At 71.7% G+C, this 22,281-nt stretch carries 21 protein-coding genes; 10 read left to right on the forward strand and 11 right to left on the reverse strand.

Translation table 11 applies throughout. From position 1 onward, the window contains the following. Nucleotides 1–161 precede the first annotated feature (161 nt). From ACFW01_RS17915 to ACFW01_RS17935, 5 genes are all read right to left on the reverse strand, one after another. Nucleotides 162–1,160, reverse strand: coding sequence for a TerC family protein (locus tag ACFW01_RS17915; RefSeq protein ID WP_234953496.1), 999 nt, complete (start codon nt 1,158–1,160; stop codon nt 162–164). Between the two features lie 256 nt (nt 1,161–1,416). Beyond that, entirely contained in the window at nt 1,417–3,456 is a 2,040-nt protein-coding gene (locus ACFW01_RS17920) for a TerD family protein (RefSeq protein ID WP_234953498.1), read from the reverse strand. A 125-nt stretch (nt 3,457–3,581) separates the two neighbouring features. Further along, nucleotides 3,582–4,160, reverse strand: a complete 579-nt coding sequence (locus tag ACFW01_RS17925) for a TerD family protein (RefSeq protein WP_122615064.1) — start codon at nt 4,158–4,160, stop codon at nt 3,582–3,584. A gap of 141 nt (nt 4,161–4,301) precedes the next feature. Further along, a complete protein-coding gene (gene uvrB / locus ACFW01_RS17930) occupies nt 4,302–6,443 on the reverse strand; it encodes an excinuclease ABC subunit UvrB (protein WP_384504479.1) in 2,142 nt (713 codons plus the stop codon). A 40-nt stretch (nt 6,444–6,483) separates the two neighbouring features. Then, a complete protein-coding gene (locus ACFW01_RS17935; RefSeq protein WP_234953502.1) occupies nt 6,484–7,362 on the reverse strand; it encodes an MHYT domain-containing protein in 879 nt (292 codons plus the stop codon). A gap of 289 nt (nt 7,363–7,651) precedes the next feature. On the opposite strand from ACFW01_RS17935, the gene ACFW01_RS17940 reads away from it, so the two are divergent. Together ACFW01_RS17940 and ACFW01_RS17945 are read left to right on the forward strand one after the other, a co-directional pair. Continuing rightward, nucleotides 7,652–8,545 (forward strand): glycerophosphodiester phosphodiesterase family protein, encoded by an 894-nt coding sequence (locus tag ACFW01_RS17940; RefSeq protein ID WP_234953504.1) that lies wholly within the window; start codon nt 7,652–7,654, stop codon nt 8,543–8,545. Nucleotides 8,546–8,627: 82 nt separating this feature from the next. After that, on the forward strand, nt 8,628–9,182 hold the full coding sequence (locus ACFW01_RS17945) for a methylated-DNA--[protein]-cysteine S-methyltransferase (protein ID WP_234953506.1): 555 nt from the start codon (nt 8,628–8,630) through the stop codon (nt 9,180–9,182). Between the two features lie 33 nt (nt 9,183–9,215). Here the strand turns inward: ACFW01_RS17945 and ACFW01_RS17950 are convergent, their stop codons facing one another. Beyond that, nucleotides 9,216–9,644, reverse strand: coding sequence for a VOC family protein (locus tag ACFW01_RS17950; RefSeq protein ID WP_234953508.1), 429 nt, complete (start codon nt 9,642–9,644; stop codon nt 9,216–9,218). A 136-nt stretch (nt 9,645–9,780) separates the two neighbouring features. Between ACFW01_RS17950 and ACFW01_RS17955 the strand changes: the two genes are divergently transcribed. Next, a complete protein-coding gene (locus ACFW01_RS17955; protein ID WP_234953510.1) occupies nt 9,781–10,689 on the forward strand; it encodes a pseudouridine-5'-phosphate glycosidase in 909 nt (302 codons plus the stop codon). Next, on the forward strand, nt 10,686–11,603 hold the full coding sequence (locus ACFW01_RS17960) for a PfkB family carbohydrate kinase (RefSeq protein ID WP_234953512.1): 918 nt from the start codon (nt 10,686–10,688) through the stop codon (nt 11,601–11,603). The genes ACFW01_RS17955 and ACFW01_RS17960 overlap by 4 nt, the downstream gene beginning before the upstream one ends. A 184-nt stretch (nt 11,604–11,787) precedes the next feature. Here the strand turns inward: ACFW01_RS17960 and ACFW01_RS17965 are convergent, their stop codons facing one another. Next, nucleotides 11,788–12,582, reverse strand: coding sequence for a methyltransferase (locus ACFW01_RS17965; protein ID WP_234953514.1), 795 nt, complete (start codon nt 12,580–12,582; stop codon nt 11,788–11,790). Nucleotides 12,583–12,818: 236 nt separating this feature from the next. Here ACFW01_RS17965 and ACFW01_RS17970 point away from each other — a divergent pair, with 236 nt between their 5' ends. Continuing rightward, complete coding sequence (locus tag ACFW01_RS17970; protein WP_234953516.1) at nt 12,819–13,946, forward strand: magnesium and cobalt transport protein CorA; 1,128 nt, start codon at nt 12,819–12,821, stop codon at nt 13,944–13,946. A gap of 34 nt (nt 13,947–13,980) precedes the next feature. Here ACFW01_RS17970 and ACFW01_RS17975 read toward each other — a convergent pair whose 3' ends face one another. Both ACFW01_RS17975 and ACFW01_RS17980 read right to left on the reverse strand, forming a co-directional pair. Next, nucleotides 13,981–14,424, reverse strand: a complete 444-nt coding sequence (locus ACFW01_RS17975) for a PPOX class F420-dependent oxidoreductase (RefSeq protein ID WP_234953518.1) — start codon at nt 14,422–14,424, stop codon at nt 13,981–13,983. Between the two features lie 65 nt (nt 14,425–14,489). Continuing rightward, nucleotides 14,490–15,122 carry a uridine kinase gene (locus ACFW01_RS17980; RefSeq protein WP_234953520.1) on the reverse strand — a complete coding sequence of 211 codons (633 nt, stop codon included), beginning with the start codon at nt 15,120–15,122 and terminating at the stop codon, nt 14,490–14,492. Nucleotides 15,123–15,285: 163 nt separating this feature from the next. Here ACFW01_RS17980 and ACFW01_RS17985 point away from each other — a divergent pair, with 163 nt between their 5' ends. After that, complete coding sequence (locus ACFW01_RS17985; RefSeq protein ID WP_234953522.1) at nt 15,286–15,765, forward strand: anthrone oxygenase family protein; 480 nt, start codon at nt 15,286–15,288, stop codon at nt 15,763–15,765. A gap of 156 nt (nt 15,766–15,921) precedes the next feature. After that, nucleotides 15,922–17,412, forward strand: coding sequence for a glutamate synthase subunit beta (locus tag ACFW01_RS17990; protein ID WP_234953524.1), 1,491 nt, complete (start codon nt 15,922–15,924; stop codon nt 17,410–17,412). Nucleotides 17,413–17,511: 99 nt separating this feature from the next. Here ACFW01_RS17990 and ACFW01_RS17995 read toward each other — a convergent pair whose 3' ends face one another. Together ACFW01_RS17995 and ACFW01_RS18000 are read right to left on the reverse strand one after the other, a co-directional pair. Further along, nucleotides 17,512–17,787: a DUF397 domain-containing protein gene (locus ACFW01_RS17995; RefSeq protein WP_161330137.1), complete on the reverse strand. Its 276-nt coding sequence runs from the start codon at nt 17,785–17,787 to the stop codon at nt 17,512–17,514. Then, complete coding sequence (locus ACFW01_RS18000) at nt 17,788–18,648, reverse strand: helix-turn-helix transcriptional regulator (protein ID WP_384504485.1); 861 nt, start codon at nt 18,646–18,648, stop codon at nt 17,788–17,790. Nucleotides 18,649–18,906: 258 nt separating this feature from the next. Between ACFW01_RS18000 and ACFW01_RS18005 the strand changes: the two genes are divergently transcribed. From ACFW01_RS18005 to ACFW01_RS18015, 3 genes are all read left to right on the forward strand, one after another. Next, nucleotides 18,907–19,566, forward strand: coding sequence for an ATP-binding protein (locus tag ACFW01_RS18005; protein ID WP_234953528.1), 660 nt, complete (start codon nt 18,907–18,909; stop codon nt 19,564–19,566). Then, on the forward strand, nt 19,557–19,997 hold the full coding sequence (locus tag ACFW01_RS18010; RefSeq protein ID WP_234953530.1) for a hypothetical protein: 441 nt from the start codon (nt 19,557–19,559) through the stop codon (nt 19,995–19,997). Before ACFW01_RS18005 ends, ACFW01_RS18010 begins: the two co-directional genes overlap by 10 nt. Nucleotides 19,998–20,414: 417 nt before the next feature. Continuing rightward, nucleotides 20,415–22,280 carry an ABC transporter ATP-binding protein gene (locus ACFW01_RS18015; RefSeq protein WP_234954635.1) on the forward strand — a complete coding sequence of 622 codons (1,866 nt, stop codon included), beginning with the start codon at nt 20,415–20,417 and terminating at the stop codon, nt 22,278–22,280. Nucleotide 22,281: the final 1 nt, after the last annotated feature.

Raw genomic sequence — 22,281 nt, forward strand, 5'->3', positions numbered from 1 at the left:
GGTTATTTGGGCGCTTCGGTGGCTGGGGGGTCGGGCCCCCTATTTTGGTCCAACCGGGCCGGGGGGGGTGGACGCGGGGGGGGCCCCCCCCCCCCCCCCCGCTCCCGGTGGCGGTCGCCTGCGACCGGTCTACGACCGACTGGGGATCGGACCGTGTCCGGTCACGCTTCGACGCTGTCCTTCTCGGCGTCGTCGCTTCCGGCCACCGCTTCCGCCTCGGCCTGCTTCTTGGAGGCCCGCAGGCTGGTGATCGTGGTGATGATCAGGACCGAGCAGATCACGCCGAGCGAGACCGGAATGCTGATCTCGGGGACGTGCACCCCGGACTCGTGCAGGGCGTGCAGCACCAGCTTGACGCCGATGAAGCCCAGGATGACCGACAGGCCGTAGGAGAGGTGTACCAGCTTCTTCAGCAGACCGCCGATGAGGAAGTACAGCTGGCGCAGACCCATCAGGGCGAACGCGTTGGCCGTGAACACGATGTACGGGTCCTGGGTCAGACCGAAGATCGCCGGGATGGAGTCGAGCGCGAAGAGCACGTCGGTGGTGCCGATCGCGAGCATCACGACCAGCATCGGGGTCATGATCCGCTTGCCGTTCTCCTCGATCCACAGCTTGGTGCCGTGGTATCGGTCGGCGACACCGAAGCGGCGCTCGGCGGCCTTGAGGAGCTTGTTCTCCTCGAACTCCTCGTCCTCCTCGTCGGCCCGGGCCTCCTGGATGAGCTTCCAGGCGGTCCAGATCAGGAAGGCACCGAAGATGTAGAAGACCCACGCAAAGCTGGCGAGGATCGCGGCGCCCGCGGCGATGAAGATCGCCCTGAGGACCAGGGCTATGAGGACGCCGATGAGCAGCACGCGCTGCTGGTACTGCGAGGGCACCGCGAACTTCGCCATGATCAGGACGAAGACGAACAGGTTGTCCACGCTGAGGGACTTCTCGGTGATGAAGCCCGCGAAGAACTCGCCGGCGGGCTGGCCGCCGCCGAAGATGAGCAGGCCGACTCCGAAGAGGCCCGCGAGGACGATCCAGACGATCGTCCAGATTCCCGCTTCCTTGATCGATACGTCGTGCGGCTTGCGGCCGATGAAGAAATCGACCGCGATGAGGGCGGCGAGGCCCACGATGGTCAGGACCCACAGGGTCGCAGAAACTTCCACTACGCCTCCGGCAGTGCGTCACACGGCAAATGTCAGCGTCGTCGCTGCCGGAGGTCTCTTCCACCCCGGGTGTCCGGAACGCGCGACGCGTCCGCGGAACCCACGGGCCGACGCCCCGGGATCTGGCCTGATCCGTATTGACGGGGTCGCCGCACAGACAGGGAGTACTCCCCTCCGTACGGATGACAGTACCCCATTCCCCAAGGGAAGGTAAAGAGATTTGCAAATTACGCTCAAAAGCCCAGCTCGGGGCCCTTTACCCGCCCCACGAACGGCGGGCCGCCGCGACCTGAGCGAGGACCTGCTGGAGCACCTGGCTGCCGGGCGGCACGAGCGCCGGCTCGTACGTCCACGCATGTCCGACCCAGGGGTCGGCCAGGTGGTCGTCGGGCACCGGTGTCAGCCGGAGCAGTGAACGCCACAACGGGTCCAGCAGCGGCCCGTACCCCGCGGACTCCTCCCGGTCGGCGACCATCATCAGGTGGACGCCGACGGCCGGCCCCTCGTCGGCGAGGTAGCGCAGCTGGTTCACCGCCCGGTCGTCGAAGCCGTGCGGGAAGTCGTTGACGATCAGGAGCTGCTGGGAGGTGTCGACACCGGGCGGCAGCGCGTCGGGAGCACCGCCGCGCAACGCCATCTGCACCAGGTCGACGCGCTGGGTGAGGCGGGCCAGCACGTCCGCCGTCCCTGCCGCGCCGAGGGCGGGCGGGGCGGCGAGCACTCCGGTCTGCACGAGGGGTGCCAGCGGCTGGGCACCGGATCCGGCCGGGTCGATGACGTGCACGGTGAACTCGCCCGCCGGGTACACGGCGAGCAGCCGGGCCGCGTGCGCGACCGCCGTCTCCAGGCCGAGCCGCCGCGTCTCGTGGGAGTCCGAGACCGAACCGTCGAGCGAGGCGGAACGCCCGCTGTCGATCCACAGACCGCGCTCCAGCGGCAGCCGCATCAGCAGCGGGATGCGTACCCGGTCGGCCTCCGGCAGGTGGAGATCGCCCAGCCGCAGGGCCATCGGTATCTCCATGGGGACGCGGTAGGCGTGCCAGACCGGGTTGTCCCAGCGCGCGAACGCCGCGGGGAGGGCGGGCTCGACGACCTCGGCCTCGGCGACCAGCTGGGCGACGTCCCGGTCCAGGACCTCCCTGGCCTGGGCGACCAACTGGTCGTGCCGGGCCCGTGCCGCCTCGCGGGCGGCGTCTCCCTGTCCACCGATCCGGCTGCGCGGGTCGGAGAGGGCCTGGTCGAGTTCCTTCTCCATGCGCGAGTCGGCGAAGTCGACGGCGCTGCGGTACGCGGCCGTGGTGCGGGACAGGTCCTCGAACATGCCCCACACCTGGTTGTAGAGCCGCTCCTCCATGGACCAGCCGGTGGCGTCACCGGCGACGGGCCGGGCGGGCCGTCCCGGTTCGGACGGGGGCGCGGCCGGCGGAGGCGGAGGCGGGGCCGCGTTCTGACGGCGCGGGTGGCTGTAGTCGATGGGGCCGCCGCCGGTGGGCGTGGACGCCTGGCCGGCCGATGCGGGGTCGCCCGTGCCGCCCCGATGCGGCTGCTGTGCCCCGTGCTGTCCCGGCCCGCCGGGTGTCTGCGGGCCGGCAGGGCTCTGGGTGTCGTACGGGGACACCGGCGATGCGGGGCCGGGCGTGCCCTGGGGTGCGGCGCCGTGGTCGGGACCGTGCGCCGGGGCGGCGGTCTGACGGGGGCGGTCGGCGTCCGCCGCGCGGGCCGGAGGGGCGGGCACCGAACGGGCCAGCCCGCGCGCCACCGCCTCGTGGATGGTCCCGGCCAGCTGGTGGGCCTGGGACAGGTTCTGGTCGGTGAGCAGTTCGGCGAGGCCGCCCGCGTAGCCCTGGCCGACGGCGCGCACCTTCCACGCGTCCTGGCGCCGGTAGAGCTCCAGGGCGACGAGCGCGGACTCGCGGTCCAGGCCGGTGACGGTGTAGCTGGCGACTTCGTCGCCGTCGAGGTCCGTGACCGCCACGAAGGGGGCGGCGACGGCTCCGAAACGCACCGGGCCCTGCCCGGCGGCGGGCAGGGCGAGCAGCACGCTCACGCGGTGCACGGTGTCCGGGAGTGCGTCCAGGTCCACCGCGAGGCGGTGCTCGGCGGCCGCCTGCCGGGAGACCTCCAGGCCCGGCAGGGTGGGGGTGCCCAGGTGGGCCACCCACTCGACCCCGTGGACCGTGCCCTCCTCGTCGCCGAGCGTGGCTCCGGCCACGATCGGCGTGCCGGCCGAGACCCGGATCTCCAGACGGGTCCGGGGAAGCGGGTGGTTCTGTCCCCGCGTCAGCTCGGCCGTCATCGCCTGTCCCCCTGTGTCACTCGTGCGTCACTCGTGATGTGCCGTGCGGCGCTCGCCCGCCCCGCTCCCGGGACGGGGTGTTCGGCCGGCCCCTCACGGGACCGGCATTCCGGCTTCCTCGCCCGTCAGAGGACCGGCAGGATCGCCGGCATCAAGTCCTGGAAGGTGCGACCGTTGGCCGGGGTGCCGATGGCGGTCATCGACCAGCCCTGGCCCGCACGGTGCACCTTGGCCATGATCTGCGCCGTGTAGGCGCCGCCGCCGGCCAGCGTGTAGCGGGCGAGTTCCTGCCCGTTGGTCTCGTCGACAAGGCGGCAGAACGCGTTCTGCACTTCCTGGAAGGTCTGGCCGGTGAACGAGTTCACGGTGAAGACGATCTGGTCGATGTGGACCGGGATGCGCTGGAGGTCGACGAGGATCGCCTCGTCGTCGCCGCCCTGGCCGACACCGCCGACCAGGTTGTCCCCGGTGTGGCGCACCGAGCCGTCGTCGCTCACCAGGTGGCGGAAGAAGACGACGTCGACCGGCTGCTTGTCCGCGAAGAGGACCGCGGAGGCGTCCAGGTCGATCTCCCGGGTGCGGGAGCCGAACAGGCCGCGCCGGGGAGCCGCCTGCCAGCCGAGACCCATGCGCACCGACGTCAGGCTGCCGCCGTCGTTCTTCTGCAGACTGATGGCCTGACCCTTGGTCATGTTGACGGTCACGCGCTGATCCCCTCTCGAACTGTCCCCTGTTGCCGCGGAGCCCGCGGTTGACCTGAACCCTACGCAGGGGCACTGACAGTGCCCCACCCCGGTCCGCACTTTGTGTCGGTCTTGCAACACAGCCCGTGCCCGGTCGGGCCCTCAGGCCAGGCCCGCCTCCTTCATCTGACGCAGTTCCTTCTTCATCTCGGAGACCTCGTCGCGCAGCCTCGCCGCGATCTCGAACTGGAGGTCGGCGGCGGCCGCCCGCATGCGGTTGGTCAGTTCCTCGATCTGTTCGGCCAGCTCCGCGGCGGGACGGTCGGTCGGCACCGTCTCCTTGCTCTTGCCCTTGCCCTTGGCCGGTTTCGCACCCGCCGCCTGGCCACCGAGGGAGGGCACGGGGGCCTTGGCGCCCTTCCCCTCCTTCACCTGGCGGTAGCCGGAGCCGAGCAGCTGCTCGGTGTCGATGTCCTCGCGGGCGATCTGCGCCACGATGTCGTTGATCTTCTTGCGGAGCGGCTGCGGGTCGATGCCGTTCGCCTTGTTGAACGCGACCTGCTTCTCGCGTCGGCGGTTGGTCTCGTCGATCGCCTTCTCCATCGCCGGCGTGATCTTGTCGGCGTACATGTGGACCTGGCCGGAGACATTGCGCGCCGCGCGGCCGATGGTCTGGATCAGCGAGGTGCCGGAGCGCAGGAAGCCCTCCTTGTCGGCGTCCAGGATCGCCACCAGCGAGACCTCGGGCAGGTCGAGGCCCTCCCGCAGCAGGTTGATGCCGACCAGGACGTCGTACTCACCGGCGCGCAGTTCACGCAGCAGTTCGACGCGGCGCAGGGTGTCGACGTCGCTGTGCAGGTAGCGGACCTGGATGCCCAGTTCCAGGAAGTAGTCGGTGAGGTCCTCGGCCATCTTCTTGGTGAGGGTGGTGACCAGGACCCGCTCGTCCTTCTCGGTCCGCTTGCGGATCTCGTGCACCAGGTCGTCGATCTGGCCCTCGGTGGACTTGACGACGACTTCCGGGTCGACGAGGCCGGTGGGACGGATGATCTGCTCCACGGCGCCGTCCGAGCGGGAGAGTTCGTAGGCGCCCGGGGTCGCGGACAGGTAGACGGTCTGTCCGATGCGCTCCTGGAACTCCTCCCACTTCAGCGGGCGGTTGTCGAGTGCGGAGGGCAGCCGGAAGCCGTGGTCGACCAGAGTGCGCTTGCGGGAGGCGTCGCCCTCGTACATGGCGCCGATCTGCGGCACGGTGACGTGCGACTCGTCGATGACGAGCAGGAAGTCGTCCGGGAAGTAGTCCAGCAGCGTGTTCGGCGGGGAGCCGGGGAGACGGCCGTCGAAGTGCATCGAGTAGTTCTCCACCCCGGAGCAGCTGCCGATCTGGCGGAGCATCTCGAGGTCGTACGTCGTGCGCATCCGCAGTCGCTGGGCCTCCAGGAGCTTGCCCTGCTTCTCCAGCTCGGTCAGGCGCTCGGCCAGCTCCTTCTCGATGTCGTTGGCCGCCCGCTCCAGGCGCTCGGGGCCCGCGACGTAGTGGGAGGCGGGGAAGACGTAGAGCTGCTGGTCGTCGCTGATGATCTCGCCGGTGACCGGGTGGAGCGTGGACAGGGCCTCGATCTCGTCACCGAACATCTCGATGCGGACGGCGAGCTCCTCGTAGACCGGGAAGATCTCGATGGTGTCGCCGCGCACGCGGAAGGTGCCGCGGGCGAAGGCCATGTCGTTGCGCGTGTACTGGATGTCGACGAAGCGGCGCAGCAGCTCGTCCCGGTCGTGTTCCTCACCGACCCGGAGGGGGACCATGCGGTCCACGTACTCCTGGGGGGTGCCCAGGCCGTAGATGCAGGAGACGGAGGCGACCACGACGACGTCGCGGCGGGTGAGCAGGGAGTTGGTCGCGGAGTGCCGCAGCCGCTCCACCTCCTCGTTGATCGAGGAGTCCTTCTCGATGTAGGTGTCCGACTGGGGGACGTAGGCCTCGGGCTGGTAGTAGTCGTAGTACGAGACGAAGTACTCGACCGCGTTGTTCGGCAGCAGTTCGCGGAACTCGTTCGCCAGCTGGGCGGCCAGGGTCTTGTTCGGGGCCATGACCAGGGTGGGCCGCTGGAGCTTCTCGATCATCCACGCGGTGGTGGCGGACTTGCCGGTGCCGGTCGCGCCGAGCAGGACGACGTCCTTCTCGCCTGCTTCGACTCGCCGGGCCAGCTCGGCGATGGCCGTCGGCTGGTCGCCGTTCGGCTGGTAGGGGCTGACGACCTCGAAGGGCGCCACCGTGCGTTCGATCTGGGAAACGGGCCGCATGGGTTCCACCGTACGACCCCCCACTGACAACGGGTCCGGATCAGCGGTTCTGCGGGGTGCGGGAGCGCCGGTGGGCGAGGGGGCGGCGCAGGTGGCGGGCCGGGTGACGGGCCGGACGGTGGACCGTGCGCGGGATCTCGGAGTGGGCGGGGATGCCGGGCTTCCGCTCGACGGGCGGGGCGGCGGGCTGGCCCATGACCATCAGCGGGTCGAGCAGGACGACGACGCCGGCCAGGACGAGGAAGGCGAGGGGCCCGATCAGCATCGGGGCGAGCAGCTCGGCGGGCGATCCCCCGACGCTGGGCTCGGACGTGCCGCTGACATGGACGTCGAGGGCGGCCATGCCCGTGTAGTGCATGCCGGTGACGGCCAGTCCCATGATCAGGGCGGCGCCCACGCTCCACAGGAAGCCCCGGACCTGTCCGGCCGCCCACAGTGAGGCGGTGGCGGCGGCCATGGCGATGACGACGGACACGGACACGGTGAACGTGTTGTAGGTCAGCTGTCCGTCCAGGTGCATCCCGGCCATACCCAGGTAGTGCATCGAGGCGATGCCCAGGCCAGTGACGGTGCCGCCGGTGAACAGGGCGGTTCCGCGGGCGCCGCGGTAGCCGACGATGAAGATCCCGATCCCCACCATCACGATGGCGACGGCCAGGCTGGCGAAGGTCATCAGCCAGTCGTAGCGGATCGGCGTGTGTTCGATCGTGAACCCCATCATCGCGATGAAGTGCATGGTCCAGATGCCGGAGCCGATCGCCGCCGAGCCCAGGGCGAGCCACCCGGGGCGCCAGGAACGGGTGACCAGCATGGCCCTCGTGGTGCAGCGCAGCCCGAGGGCACCGCCGAGGCACGCCATGAGGTAGGCCACCAGTGGTGTGACGAGTCCGTAGTTGAATCCGTCGACCGTGCCTTGCATCTGCGGCTGCCCTTCCGCCTTCTTACGCCCCGGTGGAGTCCCGGATTCTCCTGATGTGCACCCTTCGCGGGCCTGAGCGAACGACCGGGGCCGAGGCAGAGAGTATGACGCCCACCGGAATGGTCGAACGATTCTCCGGCAAAGAATCACGGCCTCGCCCCACTTGTGCCGCCCTGGTGAGCGTAGTTGAGCCACTCCATTCAGCCAGTGGCCATTCCGTACCCCTCTTCCGTTGACTCTCCGGTGTCACAGTGGAGCTGTCCGTGATCGCTCGACGCGAGGAGTACGCATGCACGTGCGCACAGTTGCCGTCACGACCACCGCGCTTCTGGGAGTCGCCCTGACGGCGCCCCTCTCGCACGCCCGGGACACCGGGGCGGGCGACGACGGGCCCAGGGTCGTCGCGCACCGGGGCGCTTCGGCGTACGCGCCGGAGAACACGCTGGCCGCCGTCGACAAGGCGGCCGAGCTGGGCATCCGCTGGGTCGAGAACGACGTCCAGCGCACCAAGGACGGCGAACTCGTCGTCATGCACGACGACAACCTGCGGCGTACCACGGACGTGGAGGAGGTCTTCCCCGACCGGTCCCCCTGGAAGGTGAAGGACTTCACCGCCGCGGAGATCGCGCGGCTGGACGCGGGGAGCTGGTTCGGGTCCAAGTACGCGGGCGCGCGCGTGCCGACGCTGAAGCAGTACGTGGACCGTGTGGAGCGCAACCACCAGAAGCTGCTGCTGGAGCTGAAGAGCCCCGGCCTGTACCCGGGCATCGAGCAGCAGACTCTCAAGGTTCTCGCCAACGAGGGCTGGCTCGACCGCCGCCATGTGACCGGCCGGCTGGTGGTGCAGAGCTTCAGCGCGGACAGCATCCAGACGGTGCACGAGCTCAAGCCGGCCGTCAAGACGGGCTTCCTCGGCACGCCTCTCGTGTCCGACCTGCCCGAGTACGCCGAGTTCACGGACCAGATCAATCCCTCGCACGGCTCCCTCTCGATGACCTACGTGGCCTCGGTGCACGCGTTCAAGGGGCCGCACGGCAAGCGGATGGAGGTCCTGACCTGGACGGTGGACACCGCCACCGCCGCCCGGCGGGTGGCCGGGTACGGCGTCGACGGCATCATCACCAACAAGCCGGACGTGGTGCGGGACGCCGTCGGCGAGGACGCGGTCTCGTTCGCACGCTGACCCCCCCCTTCATGCCCGGGACGGACCGGCCGCGCAGGCCACTGTCCCGGGCATTGTCAGTGGCCCGCCGTACCGTGGGCGCATGGACAGCCCTGGGCAGAACGAACAGCGGGTCGTGTGGACCGTCGTCGGCACGGACATCGGCCCGCTGATGCTGGCCGCCACCCCCGACGGCCTGGTCAACGTCGTGTTCCACGCCACCGATACCGCCCGCGACCAAGCGCTCGAACGGCTCGCGGCCCGGCTGGGCACGGAGCCCGTGGAGGCGCCCGGCTCCCCGTTGCTGGCCGAGGCGATACGCCAGGTGGCGTCCTACTTCGCCGGGGCCAGGCAGGACTTCGACCTGCCGCTGGACTGGTCGCTGATCTCGGGCTTCAACCGGGAGGTACTGCGTGAGCTGGCCTCCGGCGTCCCTTACGGCTCGGTCGTCGGGTACGGCGACCTGGCCGGCCGGGTGGGCCAGTTGGGCGCGGCCCAGGCGGTCGGCATGGCCATGGGTGCGAATCCGCTGCCGGTCGTCGTGCCCTGCCACCGCGTGGTGGAGAGCGACGGGGGCATCGGCGGGTTCGGCGGCGGGGTCGAGACCAAGCGGCGGTTGCTCGCGCTGGAGGGCGTACTGCCCGAGCCGCTGTTCTGAGCTCGGGCCCCGGGATGCCGGTGGCGGGCGGAGCTAGTCGTAGTGCCTGACCTCGATGATGTTGCCGTCCGGGTCTCCGAAGTAGAAGCTGCGCCGGGCCATGCCGCGGGCGCCGTAGGAGTCGTGGGAGAGCTCCGAGACCGGGACGGACTGCTCCTCCAGGCGGGCGCGCAGCGCGTCGAAGTCGTGCGCGGGCAGGGACAGGCAGACGTGGTTGACGGGATGCCCCGCGCTCTCGTCGGCGCCGGGCACGACCCGCATGTGTGCCGCGAGGGAGTGCGGCGCGAGATCGAGGATGGTCTCTTCGTTGAGCCGCACGGAAGGGAAGCGCACGGTCCCCGCGGCGTACTCGGTGAGACGCAGGGGCTCAAGGCCCAGGTTCTTCTCGTAGAAGCCGGCCGCGGCGACCGGGTCGCGCACCCAGAGGACCACGTGGTCGAGACGTGTCGTGTAGTCCGTCATGGTCCCCGGGCTGGTGCCCTCCGCCGGGACCCGCAAGAGGCCGGTGCGGCCCGCTCGGGGGTTTGACCCGGTCCCTTGCCCGCCAGGGATGAGGGAGACCGGAGCCGGGGGAGACCGTCGGACAGGAGGCAGGCGCGTGATGCTGGTGGTGTCGGAAGAGGTACGGGCGGCGATCGACGCGCGTGAGCCCGTGGTGGCCCTGGAGTCCACGATCATCGCGCACGGGTTGCCGCGCCCGCGCAATCTGCTGGTGGCCAGGGAGCTGGAGGAGGTGGTCCGTCGGGAGGGCGGCGTCCCGGCGACGATCGCCGTCCTGGACGGGCGGCCTCATGTGGGCCTCGACAAGGAGCAACTGGAGCGGGTCGCCAACGAGGACGGCATCCGCAAGCTGGGCCACCGGGACCTGCCGCTCGCGGTGGCGGCCGGAGCGAGCGGCGCGACCACCGTGTCGGCGACCGCGCTTCTGGCGGCTCTGGCGGGCGTACGGGTGTTCGCGACAGGTGGGCTGGGCGGTGTGCACCGGGAGTGGACGGTGACGCAGGACGAGTCGGCCGACCTGGGCCTGCTGGCACGCACCCGGATCACCGTGGTGTGCGCGGGGGTGAAGTCCATCCTGGACGTACCGGCGACCCTGCAACGGCTGGAGACGCTCGGCGTCTCGGTGGCGGGCTACGGAACGGACCGCTTCCCCGGCTTCTACCTGTCCGACTCCGGGCACCCGGTGGACTGGACGCTGGACAGCCCGGAGCAGGTGGCGGCGGTCATGCGGGCGCAGGACACGCTGGACGGGCCGCGGTCCGCGTTCGTGGTCGCCAACCCGGTCCCCGAGGAGGAGCAGCTGGATCCCGCACTGCACGCACGCGTGCTGGCCGACGCGCTGCGCGTGTGCGAGGCGGAGGGGGTGACCGGGCAGGCGGTCACCCCGTTTCTCCTCGACCACTTGGTGCGCCACACCGACGGCGCCTCGCTGAGCGCCAATCTGGCGGCAGTGCGTGGAAACGTACGGCTGGCGGCCCGTATCGCGACGGCCTGGGCCCGGGCATGACCGTGCGGCCGGACGGGGCGTTGCTGGTCGTCGGCGATGTCGTCACGGACGTGATCGCCCGCCATCGGAGGCCGCTGGCCGCCGGTACGGACACGGCCGCCTCGATCCGTCGGCTGCCCGGCGGTGCGGGTGCCAACGTGGCCTGCTGGGCGGCCTGGGCGGGGCACGGGAACGTCCGGCTGCTGGGCCGGGTCGGCGCCGACGCGGCCGACTGGCACGAGCGGGAGCTGACGGCCTGTGGGGTGCGTCCACTGCTGGTGGTCGACCCGTCGACGCCGACGGGGACGGTGATCTGCCTGGTCGACGCGGGCGACTCGGCCGAGCGGACCTTCCTCACGGACAGCGGGGCTTCGTTGCGGATCGGGCCGGGTGACTGGTCGGACGCGCTGCTCGACGGCGTCGCCCGACTGCACTTGTCGGGCTACCTGCTGTTCGCGGAACCGAGCCGCGCTCTGGTGTCGGTCGCCCTGGCCGCGGCACGCGCGCGCGGCGTGCCGGTCAGCCTGGACCCGGCCTCGGCGGGGTTCCTCGCCGGGCTGGGCGTGGACCGTTTCCTGGGTCTGGTCGACGGGGTGGACGTCCTGCTGCCGAGCCGTGACGAGGCGTGCCTGCTGACCGGGCTGCCCGATGCCGCGGACGCGGCGGCCAAGCTGAGCCGGCACGTTCCGCTGGTGATCTCCAAGCAGGGGGCGGAGGGCGCCCTGGTGGCCCGGGCCGGCGCCGTGTGCGCCCGGGTCCCCGCAGTCCCCGCGTCGCCGCGGGACAGTACGGGCGCCGGTGACGCCTTCACCGGCGCGTTCCTCGCCGCGCTGCTCGCGGGCGCGACGCCCGAGGAGGCGGCGGCCTCGGGGTGCCGGGCGGGAGCGACGGCGGTCGGACGAGTGGGCGGGAGACCTCCGCGGGCCGTCGGCTGATCAGCGGCGGAGACCTGGCAGGCAGGATTGCGTGCTCTCCGTGCCGTGAGCAGGCCCGAACCGGACATCCGGGCCGACGTGACTGACCGGCCGCCGTGACTGACGGGGGGCGTGACTGACGGGGGGCGTGGCTGACGGGACGGACAGGCCGATGAGAGGGCGACGGGCCGCCGGTAGGTGCTCCCTACGCCTTGCGCCCCCACGCCGAGATCATCGGAGCCGTCGCCAGGTCCATGCTGCCGGACGCGACGTTGGCGAGATGCCGGTCGATGTCGTCGTGGGTGGCCACTCCCGCGCCGACCAGCTCGTCACGGATCTGACGGACGGTCGCCGACTCCAGGGCGGCACACGCGGGCGAGGTGACCGGGAAGTAGGCGTCGGCCTCCACGCGGCGCAGTCCGGCCTCCCGGAGCAGACGCGGCAGCCGACGGCCGTAGGAGAGGTCGGCTCCGCGGCGGGACAGCAGCTGGCGGAAGCCCTGCCGAAGGCGGTTCGCCAGTTGCTGCTCGGGGCCGTGCTCGTCGGGGCAGAGCAGGGGCTGCAAGGCGGGATCGGCGTCCTCGACCAGAAGGCGGCCACCGGGACGCAGGGCCTTGGCCATCGACCGCAACGCCTGCTCCCGGTCCGGGACGTGGACGAGCACCAGCCTCGCGTGCACCAGGTCGAACCCCTCCCCCGGCGGCTCCTGCGCGCCCACGTCGTGCACACGCACCTCGACCGGCGGTCGCCCGGCGGGCGCGACCCGCGAGGTGTCGATGTCCGTCGCGAGCACCCTGCCGGTCGGCCCGACCTTCTTGGCCAGCCACGACACCACGGAGGTTCCGCCGGCCCCGACCTCCCAGCAGCGCCAGCCGGGTCCGACGCCGAGCGTCTCGAGGTGCCGGAACGTGGTGGGGTCGAAGAGCTTGGCGAAGGCGTCGAAGCGCTCCGCAGCCTCGGCCTGCCGGTTGTCGAGGAGGTATCCGTCGGTTCGCGTCATGCTGCGATCATCCCAGTTGTCCGGCTTGCCGGAAGGGGGCGACGCTCCGGCGCGAGGGGCCCGGACGGCCGGTCGGGGCGGCTCCGGTGGTGTGCGGCCGGTGGTTCGTCCACAGCCGGGAAGGAAGCGGAATGCTCCGTTTCCACAGGCCCGAACGGCGTTCGCGCAGGACTGGCAAACTGGCCTGCCAAGGCGCGGGAAGCACGGCGCGAGGGGACCCACGCGAGGAGATTCGGATGACCATGGCAGGGAATCTGCGCAAGGTCACCGGCCTGGGAAAGGTCGGCGGTCTGCGCAAGGTGGCACAGCTGGGCCGCCGTCGACGGCGGGTGGACCTGAGCCACCCGGTCCGCTCCCCGCTGGGTTCCTCGGTGGTGAACTGCGTGACCTACCGGGACGGTGTCCGCACCCCCGAGGGCGGCGATCCGGCCGACGTGGTGGCCAGGATGCGCAAGCGCGCTGCGGGCTTCGTCTGGCTCGGCCTGCACGAGCCGACTGACCAGGAGTTCGCCGGCGTCGCGGAGCTGTTCGAGCTGCACCCGCTGGCGGTGGAGGACGCGATCGAGGCCCACCAGCGGCCGAAGGTGGAGCGGTACGGCGAGACGCTCTTCGCCGTGTTCAAGACCGTCTGCTACGTGGGGCACGAGGAGCTGACGGCCACCAGCGAGGTGGTGAGCACCGGCGAGATCATGGTGTTCGTCGGCCAGGACTTCGTGATCACCGTGCGCCACGGACGGCACGGCTCCCTGGGTCCGCTGCGCGAGGAGCTGGAGTCCGATCCCGCGCAGCTCGCCAAGGGGCCGTCGGCGGTGCTGCACGCGATCGCGGACCACGTGGTGGACGACTTCCTGACCGTCATCGACTCGGTCCAGGCGGACGTCGACCATGTGGAGACGGAGGTGTTCGCGGAGAACGGCGCGCGGGTCGACCCGGGGCGGATCTACCAGCTCAAGCGTGAACTGCTCGAACTGAGGCGGGCCGTGGTACCCCTCAGCCGGCCACTGGAGGAGCTGGCCACGCGGCCGTACCGAGTGGTCGACCAGGAGATACAGGCGTACTTCCGTGACGTCTCCGACCACCTGCTGCGGGCCGGCGAGCAGATCGCGGCGTTCGACGAGCTGCTCAACTCCATCCTCCAGGCGCACCTCGCCCGCGTGACGGTCGCGCAGAACGAGGACATGCGGAAGATCACCGCCTGGGCCGCGATCGTCGCCGTCCCCACGATGGTCTGCGGGGTGTACGGCATGAACTTCGACCACATGCCCGAGCTGCGCTGGCGGTACGGCTACGCCCTGGTCATCGGGGTGATAGCCGTCGCCTGCCTGGCACTGCACCGCGGCTTCCGGCGCAACGGCTGGCTCTGAGGGCGGAGCGAGCGGTTCGGGCACCGGGCCGGTCTCAGGCCGAGAAGCGCACGATCTTCCGCGGCAGGACACGGATGATCACACGGGTCTCCTCGTCCTTCTCCGCCGGCGGGTCGATGCCGAGGTACTTGTGGGAGAGGTCGCGCGAAAGTCTATTCCCCTCGTCGGGGACGATCTCGGCGGTGCCGCGGATCTCCACCGAGGTGTACGGGTTGGCCAGGTCGTAGACCGACAGGCTGACGCGCGGATCCCGGCGGAGGTTGCGCACCTTCTGCCGTCCGTCCACGGAGGAGAAGAGCACGGTGTCACCCTCGCGCTTGATCCAGACCACGGAGTTCTGCGGGGCGCCGTCGGGACCGAGGGTGGCGACCGAGGCGAAGTTCTTCCCGTCCAGGAGGGCGCGGACCGGCTCGTCGAAGGAGGGGGCAGAGATACGGACGTCAGTGGTGACGGCGCCATCGCCGGAGTCAGTGGTCATACCGACACCCTAGTTACATGCACGCGCATATAGAAGTGCTTTGGGAAAACTGACGCCCCGCACCGTCAGCCGCTCCATGCGGGATGGCGTGGATCGTCGGCCCGCACCACGACGTCGGCGGTGCCGGCGGGCTCGGTCTCCTCGTCGTAGCGCTCGAAGGCGGGCAGGGTCCACTGCTCGGTCTCCGCGGTCCGGCGGCGCAGTGCTCCGGGCGTGAGGACGAGATGGACGCTCAGATCGAGGGGGAACCAGTGACGCAGCAAGAAGGGGCCGTGCAGCAGCAGCACACCGCCGGGAGGGAGTTGGACATGGGGACTGCGGGTGGCGCGGTCGGTGACCGGGTCCCACAGGTCGGGCAGGGCCCGCCCGTTCCCCTCGGGCCCGAGGGGGTCGAAGACCTCGCGCCACAGGGCACCGATGTCGTACCAGCCGTTGTAGTAGGACTCGGTGTCCCGGTGCCCGTACTCCAGGCGCAGCGAGGCGGGGCGCAGGAAGCCCTCCGTCCCGACGACGAGGGAGGGCCGGCCGCGGACGCGCAGCGCCTCACAGACACGTTCGGCGAGGTCGCCGGGTCGGGCGGCGGGGGCGCCGTCGAGGGCGACGCGGGTCCAGGCGCTGCCGTCCGCGGGTTCGAGGTCGAGGAGGCGCTCGGCGAGCCGGTCGCCGAGCCGGTCCCAGGTGATCGCTTCCAGTCGCACCCGCCCATGATGCGCCACTCGCCGGTGCGCCCGCTTGGACGCTCGCGCATGGGCGGGCGCGGGTCGGCCATGGTCACGGCGCTCGCGCGGCGGTTGACTTGGGGTGACCGACGGCGGAGGGCGCCGGTCGGGCGACCGGTCGACGGGTGGGAGTTGACACGACATGATCGACGGACCGTACTTCGTGCTGACGGTGCTGGGTGTGCTCGGGGCCGGTCTGACGGCCGGGGTGTTCTGCGCCTTCTCGACCTTCGTCATGCGGGGGCTGGCCGCGCTGCCGCCGGCCCAGGGGGTCGCCTCGATGAACTCGATCAACAAGGCGGCGGTGCGCCCGCCCTTCATGGCGGTGTTCCTCGGGACGACGGTGCTGGCCGCGGTGATCGCCGTGGTGACGTTCGCGGTGTGGCCGCAGGAGGCCGCGGTGGAGCTGCTGCTGGGCAGCGCGCTGTATCTGACCGGGTCGTTCGGGGTGACCGTGGCCGCCAACGTGCCGCGCAACACCGCTCTGCTCGAAGTGGAGCCGGGCTCCGCGCAGGCGGCCGACCGGTGGACCGCGTACGTGCGCGAGTGGACGGCGTGGAACCACGTCCGGACGATCGCCGCGGCCGCGGCGGCGGTGGCCTACGTGCTCGCCCTGCGCTGAGGGAGCGGGCGCCGCCGCGCGGGGCGCGCCCGGGGGCGGGAAAGGCGTGCGGCGCTCTGCGTCCGCGGCGGGCCGGACGTATCGTGGGGCGCAAGAGCGCCGCCCCGAACGCCGAGCGCCGCACGGCCCGCCACCCCGCACGCAAGGGAGAGGGCCATGGCCGATCCGAAGGGTTTCCTGACGACCCCCCGCGAGGAATGGCCCCGCAGGCCGGCCGAGGAGCGGGTGCGGGACTGGGACGAGGTGTACGTCCCGGGCGCGCTGCTGCCGATCGTCGGCGCGCAGGCCGACCGCTGCATGGACTGCGGAGTCCCCTTCTGCCACGAGGCATGTCCGCTGGGCAACCTGATCCCGGACTGGAACGATCTGGTGGCCCGGTCGGACTGGCGTGCGGCGAGCGAACGGCTGCACGCCACGAACAACTTCCCCGAGTTCACCGGCCGTTTGTGCCCCGCGCCGTGCGAGGCGGGCTGCGTCCTCGCCATCAACCAGCCGGCCGTGACCATCAAGAACGTCGAGTGCGCGATCGCCGACCGCGCCTGGGAGGAGGGCTTCACCCCGCCACGGCCGCCGGACCGGCTCTCCGGGAAGACGGTGGCGGTGATCGGCTCGGGACCCGCCGGTCTCGCGGCGGCGCAGCAACTGACCCGGGCCGGGCACACGGTGGCGGTGTTCGAACGGGACGACCGGATCGGGGGGCTGATGCGGTACGGCATCCCCGCGTTCAAGATGGAGAAGCGTCATCTGGAGCGGCGCGTCGAGCAGATGCGGGCGGAGGGGACGAAGTTCCGGACGTCGACCGCGGTCGGCCGGGACGTGGGCGCGGCGGAGCTGCGGAGCCGTTACGACGCCGTGGTGGTCGCCACCGGCGCGACCGCCTGGCGCGAGCTGCCCGTGCCCGGGCGGGAGCTGGCGGGGATCCACCAGGCGATGGAGTACCTGCCACTGGCCAACCGGGTGTGCGAGGGAGACCTGGAGCGCTCCCCGCTGTCCGCCGCGGGGAAGCACGTCGTCATCGTCGGCGGTGGCGACACCGGCGCGGACTGTCTGGGCACGGCGGTACGGGACCGGGCGGCCTCCGTGACCCAGCTGGACATCTACGCGCAGCCGGGTGCGGAACGGGACGAGGAGGCGGAGCCGTGGCCGGTCTATCCGCGGCTCTACCGGCTGTCGGCGGCGCACGAGGAGGCACGCGATCTGCGGTTCGCGCCGGCGGCGGACGCGGACGCGCGGCTGTTCGCGGCGTCCACGCTCCGCTTCACCGGGGACGACGAGGGGCATGTGCGGTCGCTGCACCTGGTCGGAGTGGACGCGGGGCGCCGACCGCTGCCCGGCACCGAGCGCTCGCTCCCCGTGGATCTCGTCCTGCTCGCCCTCGGCTTCTCGGGGCCCGACCGCGAGGACGGGCTGGTCGACGGGCTGGGGCTGGAGTTGGAGCCCCGCGGCACGATCGCCCGGGACCAGGACTTCGCCACCGGCGTTCCGGGGGTGTTCGCCGCGGGGGACGCGGCGCGCGGGCAGTCGCTCATCGTGTGGGCGATCGCGGAGGGACGGGCGGTGGCGGCGGCCGTCGACCGCCACCTGTCCGGCGGCCACACCAGGCTCCCCGCCCCCGTGGGGCCCTACGACCGGCCGATGAGGGTCTGAGCGGCCCGCCGGTGACGGGCCGCGAAAGGCAATCAGGTCAGGTTGGTCAGGTCAGGTCAGTACCAACAAGCTTAAAGAGCAACAAGATCAAGACACGTCTCAGGACAGCAGGAAGTCCGCCTCTCCCGCCTTCGCTCCCTCGATGAAGGCCGTCATCTCCGCGGAGGTGTAGATCAGCGCCGGCCCCTCCGGGTCGGTGGACTGCCGGACCGCGATCCGGCCGTCGGCGAGCTTCATGGCCTCCAGGCAGTTGCCTCCGTTGCCGCCGCTCCACGGCTTGTGCCAGCCCTCGCTGCCCAGCTCGCCGGCGGGCATGCCGTTGTAGATCCGCTCACCGCGGGTCCGTGGCGAGCGCTGGGGTTTGATGCGGTTCATTCACAGCTCCTTGCGGAGATCCCGGAGGATCTCCTTCGTGCGATGTGCCGTGGCGGCCTGCGCCGCCATGCGGTCCATGACCTCGAGATGGGTCGCCACCTCGGCGCGCGCGTCCAGATAGACGGCGCCGGTCAGGTACTCGCTGTAGACCATGTCCGGCAGTTCCGGCATGGCGAATCGGAACAGCACGAAGGGCCCGTAGGTGCCGGGGTGCGGCCCGTTGGAGAACGGGGCGACCTGCAGCGTCACGTTGGGCAGCTTCGTGGCCTCGAGCAGCCTGTCGATCTGGGCACGCATCACCTCCGGGCCCCCGACGGGGCGGCGCAGCGCGGTCTCGTCCATCACGACCCACAGCCGGGGCGCGTCCTTGCGGGTGAGCAGTCCCTGGCGTTGCATGCGCAGGTCGACGTGGCGCTCGATGTCGTCGGGCCTGGTCTGCCCGATGGCCCCCGAGCGCAGCACGCCACGCGCGTAGTCCTCGGTCTGCAGCACTCCCGGGACGAAGTGCGGCTCGTAGGAGCGGATCAGGGCGGCGGCGCCCTCCAGGCTGACGTACAGCGAGAACCAGCCGGACAGGATGTCGTGGAAGCGCTGCCACCACCCCGGCTTGTTGGCGTCCTCGGCCAGGCGCACGAAGGCTTCGGCCTCCTCGTCCCCGACGCCGTACGCCTTCAGCAGGAGCTGGAGGTACGGGATCTTGAGGGCGACCTCGGCCATCTCCATCCGGCGGACGGTGGCGGGGGCGACACGCAGGATGCGGGCGGCTTCCTCACGCTTGAGGCCCGCGCGTTCCCGCAGGTCCAGCAGGCGCCGGCCGAGTACGACCTGGCCGACCGTCGGCGCGGACCGCGGCTCACTCACCGCCCACCTCCTGAAGAGTCCCGAAGAGTCCTTGCGTCCCTGCGCCCCGGCGCCCGTGCGGTGGCGCCCGTGCCTGGTGCGGACAGCCCGGCGGCGCCATCCGAAGACCTGTTCGAAAACCTGTGCAGGCCTTCGACGGACTGAAGTGGCGCCGCTCGACGTGCTGTTGCGAGCAGTGTGCCACGGCCGTCCAGAACGTCACACAGCACTCTGCATTTTTCAGAGTGACACTTGCCAAGTGTTCACGGCGGGGCGATAGTGGCAAGCGTGATTCCGTCCGCGCCCTTAGGAACAGACGCCACCGCGGGCTCCCTGGGCCTCGGTGCCGCCATGGGAGCCGGCCCTTCGGGGACCGCAGCCGCCGAGCGCCGGTTCCGTTTCGAACTGGCCGCACATCCGAGTTCCCCCGCGCAGGCGAGACGCCTGACCCGGGCTCGGCTGAACGGCTGGTCGGTGTGCGAGGACACCTGCGACACCGCGGCCCTGGTCGTCTCCGAACTGGTGACCAACGCGATCGTGCACACCGCGAGCAGACACATAGTCTGCGAGCTGCACGACGGGGACGAACTGGTCCGCATAGCCGTGCGCGACGAGGGCTGCGCCCCCGGCCAGCCCCACCCCGCGGACGATCAGCAGCCCGAGGACGAACACGGCAGAGGGCTGCTCCTCGTCGACGCCCTGTGCGACGCGTGGGGCGCCCACGAGCACGGCCCAGGCCTCCTGGTCTGGGCGGAGCTGCCGCGCAAGGCCGACACCCCGCGCGACCCGTCGGAGCCCCACAACGACCTCGGCTGGGGCGCCCGCCCGAAGCCCGGCCCCGCCGACGACACGGGCGACGGGGGCGAGGCGGAGAACCACCGCCGGTCGCCCCGCGGTACGGAGACCGAATGGCGCGGGACGGGGACCGAATGGCTGTGAGGGCCGCATCCGGCATCCGACCGCTCGGTCTGGACACGATGGTCCGCCTCCAGCGCGGACGACGCGCCTCCGGCACACCCCCGCGACTCCCCGTGCCGGACGGCATGACGGTCCCGCTGGGCTGCGACGCGGTGGCGGTACCCGACGACCTCGCCCAACAGGTGCTGCCGCGGCTGCCCCGCGTCGGGTGCATCTACGCCGATGAGACGCACTGGTGGTGGATCGTTCCGTCCGACTCCGACTACGCCCTGGAGTGGCCCGCGCCCGCGCGGTACGTCACCGGAGCGGTCGTCCCCGACGCCTCGGGCGTTCCCGGCCTCCTCCACCGCCCGGACGGCACGGTTCCGTACACCCCGCCCATCCCGCTCTACCTGGCGCTGTGCAGGCTGACGAACACGACGCCCACCTGGTCCCGGCCGGTGAGCGCGTAGGCGTCGCGGCGCCCTGCCACTCCCTCCGCGCGCGGTAGGCGCCGCGGTGCCCTGCCAACTACCCGGCGCACGGTAGGCGTCGCCGCGCCCCGCCACTCCCCCGCGACCCCGCGTCCACCGCTTCCCCGCCCCACGCTCCCTCCTCCGCGGCGCCGGCCCGCCCGCACGCCCGCACGAACCGCTCCGGGATCCGGCCGCTTCGCCCCACGCGCCCCCTTCCGGCTCCGCCGGGTCCGGTGTGCGCCCGCGCGCTCCGCCCTCCCCCTCCCGCGCCCTGCCCCCTGGAGTCCCACCCCGCGATAGTGGCCGTCCGTCCACGATCGGGGGAGGCCGACGGTGCGCAGGAAGGGCAGCACGGAACCTGCCGGGGTGTCGGAGTCGGAGCGGCTGCTCTTCGGCGGCCCCCTGCGCTACGACATGGGCTGGAACCAGCACGCCGACGCCTTCCTGGAGCTGGGCTTCCGCGCGATGCTGACCCGGCTGCCGTCCCTGCTCGCGTCCAGCCTCCGGCTCGCCCGGCAGGCCGACCCGCGGGCGGCACGGACGGTGCTCGCGGCCGAGGTGGGCCGGGGCCTGGCACAGGCGGTCAGCCTCCTCGCCGTCAACAGCGCGCTGGCCGGGCTGATGTCCGCCGGTCCGATCGAGGAGCGCCTGCGCGGGGCCGTCCCCGCACTGGTCACGGTGGCCGGGGTGATGCTGGTCGCGGCCCTGCTGCGGGCGGCGTCGACGTACGCGACCGGGCGGCTGGAGCCGAAGGTCGAGCGGGTGGCCACCGAGCGGTATCTGGAGCGGGCGGCGGCCGTGGAACTGTCCGCGATCGAGGACCACGCCTTCCACAAGCTCCTGGACACCGCCCAGTACGGCGCGGCCTCCGCGCGGCGCATGATCTCGTTCGGCACCCGCGTGGTGAACGCGATGATCTCGTTGATCGCCGCGGCCGGCGTCCTGACCGTGCTGCACCCGGCGCTGCTGCCGCTGCTGGTGACGATGACGCTGCCGAGCGCCTGGAGCGCGCTGACCCTGGCCCGTCGCCGATACGAGTCCTTCCACGCCTGGGTGCAGCACGAGCGGGCGGGGCGGCTGCTGGGCAGTCTGCTGATCGAGCCGGCCGCGGCCCCCGAGATCCGGGTGCACTCGGTGGGCCCCTTCCTGCTGCGGCACTTCCGCGCGATGTCGGAGACCGCGGAGGCGGAGCAGGCCAGGCTGGCCCGGCTGGCGGCCCGTACGGGGCTGATCGCGTCGGCCTGGACGGGGGTGGCGACGGCGGCGACGTACGCGACCCTCGGCGGGCTGCTGCTGGGCGGCGCGATGGCCCTGTCCGTGGCGGGCACCGCGGTGATCGCCATCCGCACCGGCTCGCAGAGCCTCGGCACCCTGGTCGTCGAGGTCAACGCGCTCCACGAGGAGGCACTCTTCGTCGGCGACCTGGACCGGCTGCACGTGGAGGCGGCCGAGCGGGCCATCCCGCTGGGCGGCGCCGCGCTTCCCGAGGACCCCAAGGAGATCCGCTTCGAGAACGTCACGTTCAGTTATCCGGGCGACGCGACCCGCCCGGCGCTCGACGACGTGACGCTCTCGCTGCCGCTGGGCCGGATCGTGGCCCTCGTCGGTGAGAACGGCTCGGGCAAGACCACGCTGGTCAAGCTGCTCGCGGGCCTCTACACGCCGGACCGGGGCCGCGTCACCTGGGACGGTGTCGACGCGGCGACGGCGGACCGGCACGCGCTCGCCGAACGGGTCGCGATGGTGGCCCAGGACTTCAAGCGCTGGCCGTTCACCGCGCGGGTGAACGTCGCCGTGGGCCGCTCGTCGGTGCCCCTGGGCGACGAGCGGGTGGCCGACGCGGTCGCCGAGGCCGGCGCCGAGGACGTCGTCGCGGATCTGCCGCGCGGCCTTGACACCTTGCTGGCCCGCAATTTCAGCGGGGGGCACGAGCTGTCCGGCGGTCAGTGGCAGCGGGTGGGCATCGCGCGGGCGGCGTACCGGCGGGGCCACATCCTCATCGTCGACGAACCGACGGCGGCCCTGGACGCCCGAGCCGAGCTGGAGGTGTTCGAGAAGATCCGCGCCCTGGCCGGCAGCGGACAGACCGTCGTCCTGATCACCCACCGGCTGGCCTCCGTGCGCCACGCGGACCTGGTGCACGTCCTCGACCAGGGCAGGCTGGTGGAGTCCGGGACCCCGGACGAGCTGCTGGCCACCGGCGGGGTCTACGCCGAGCTGTACTCGCTCCAGGCGGAACAGTTCACGAAGGCGCCGGTACCGGCCCCGGAGGCGGGCTGAC

The organism is Streptomyces sp. NPDC058985 (assembly GCF_042740985.1).
In the GTDB taxonomy this organism is placed as follows: domain Bacteria; phylum Actinomycetota; class Actinomycetes; order Streptomycetales; family Streptomycetaceae; genus Streptomyces.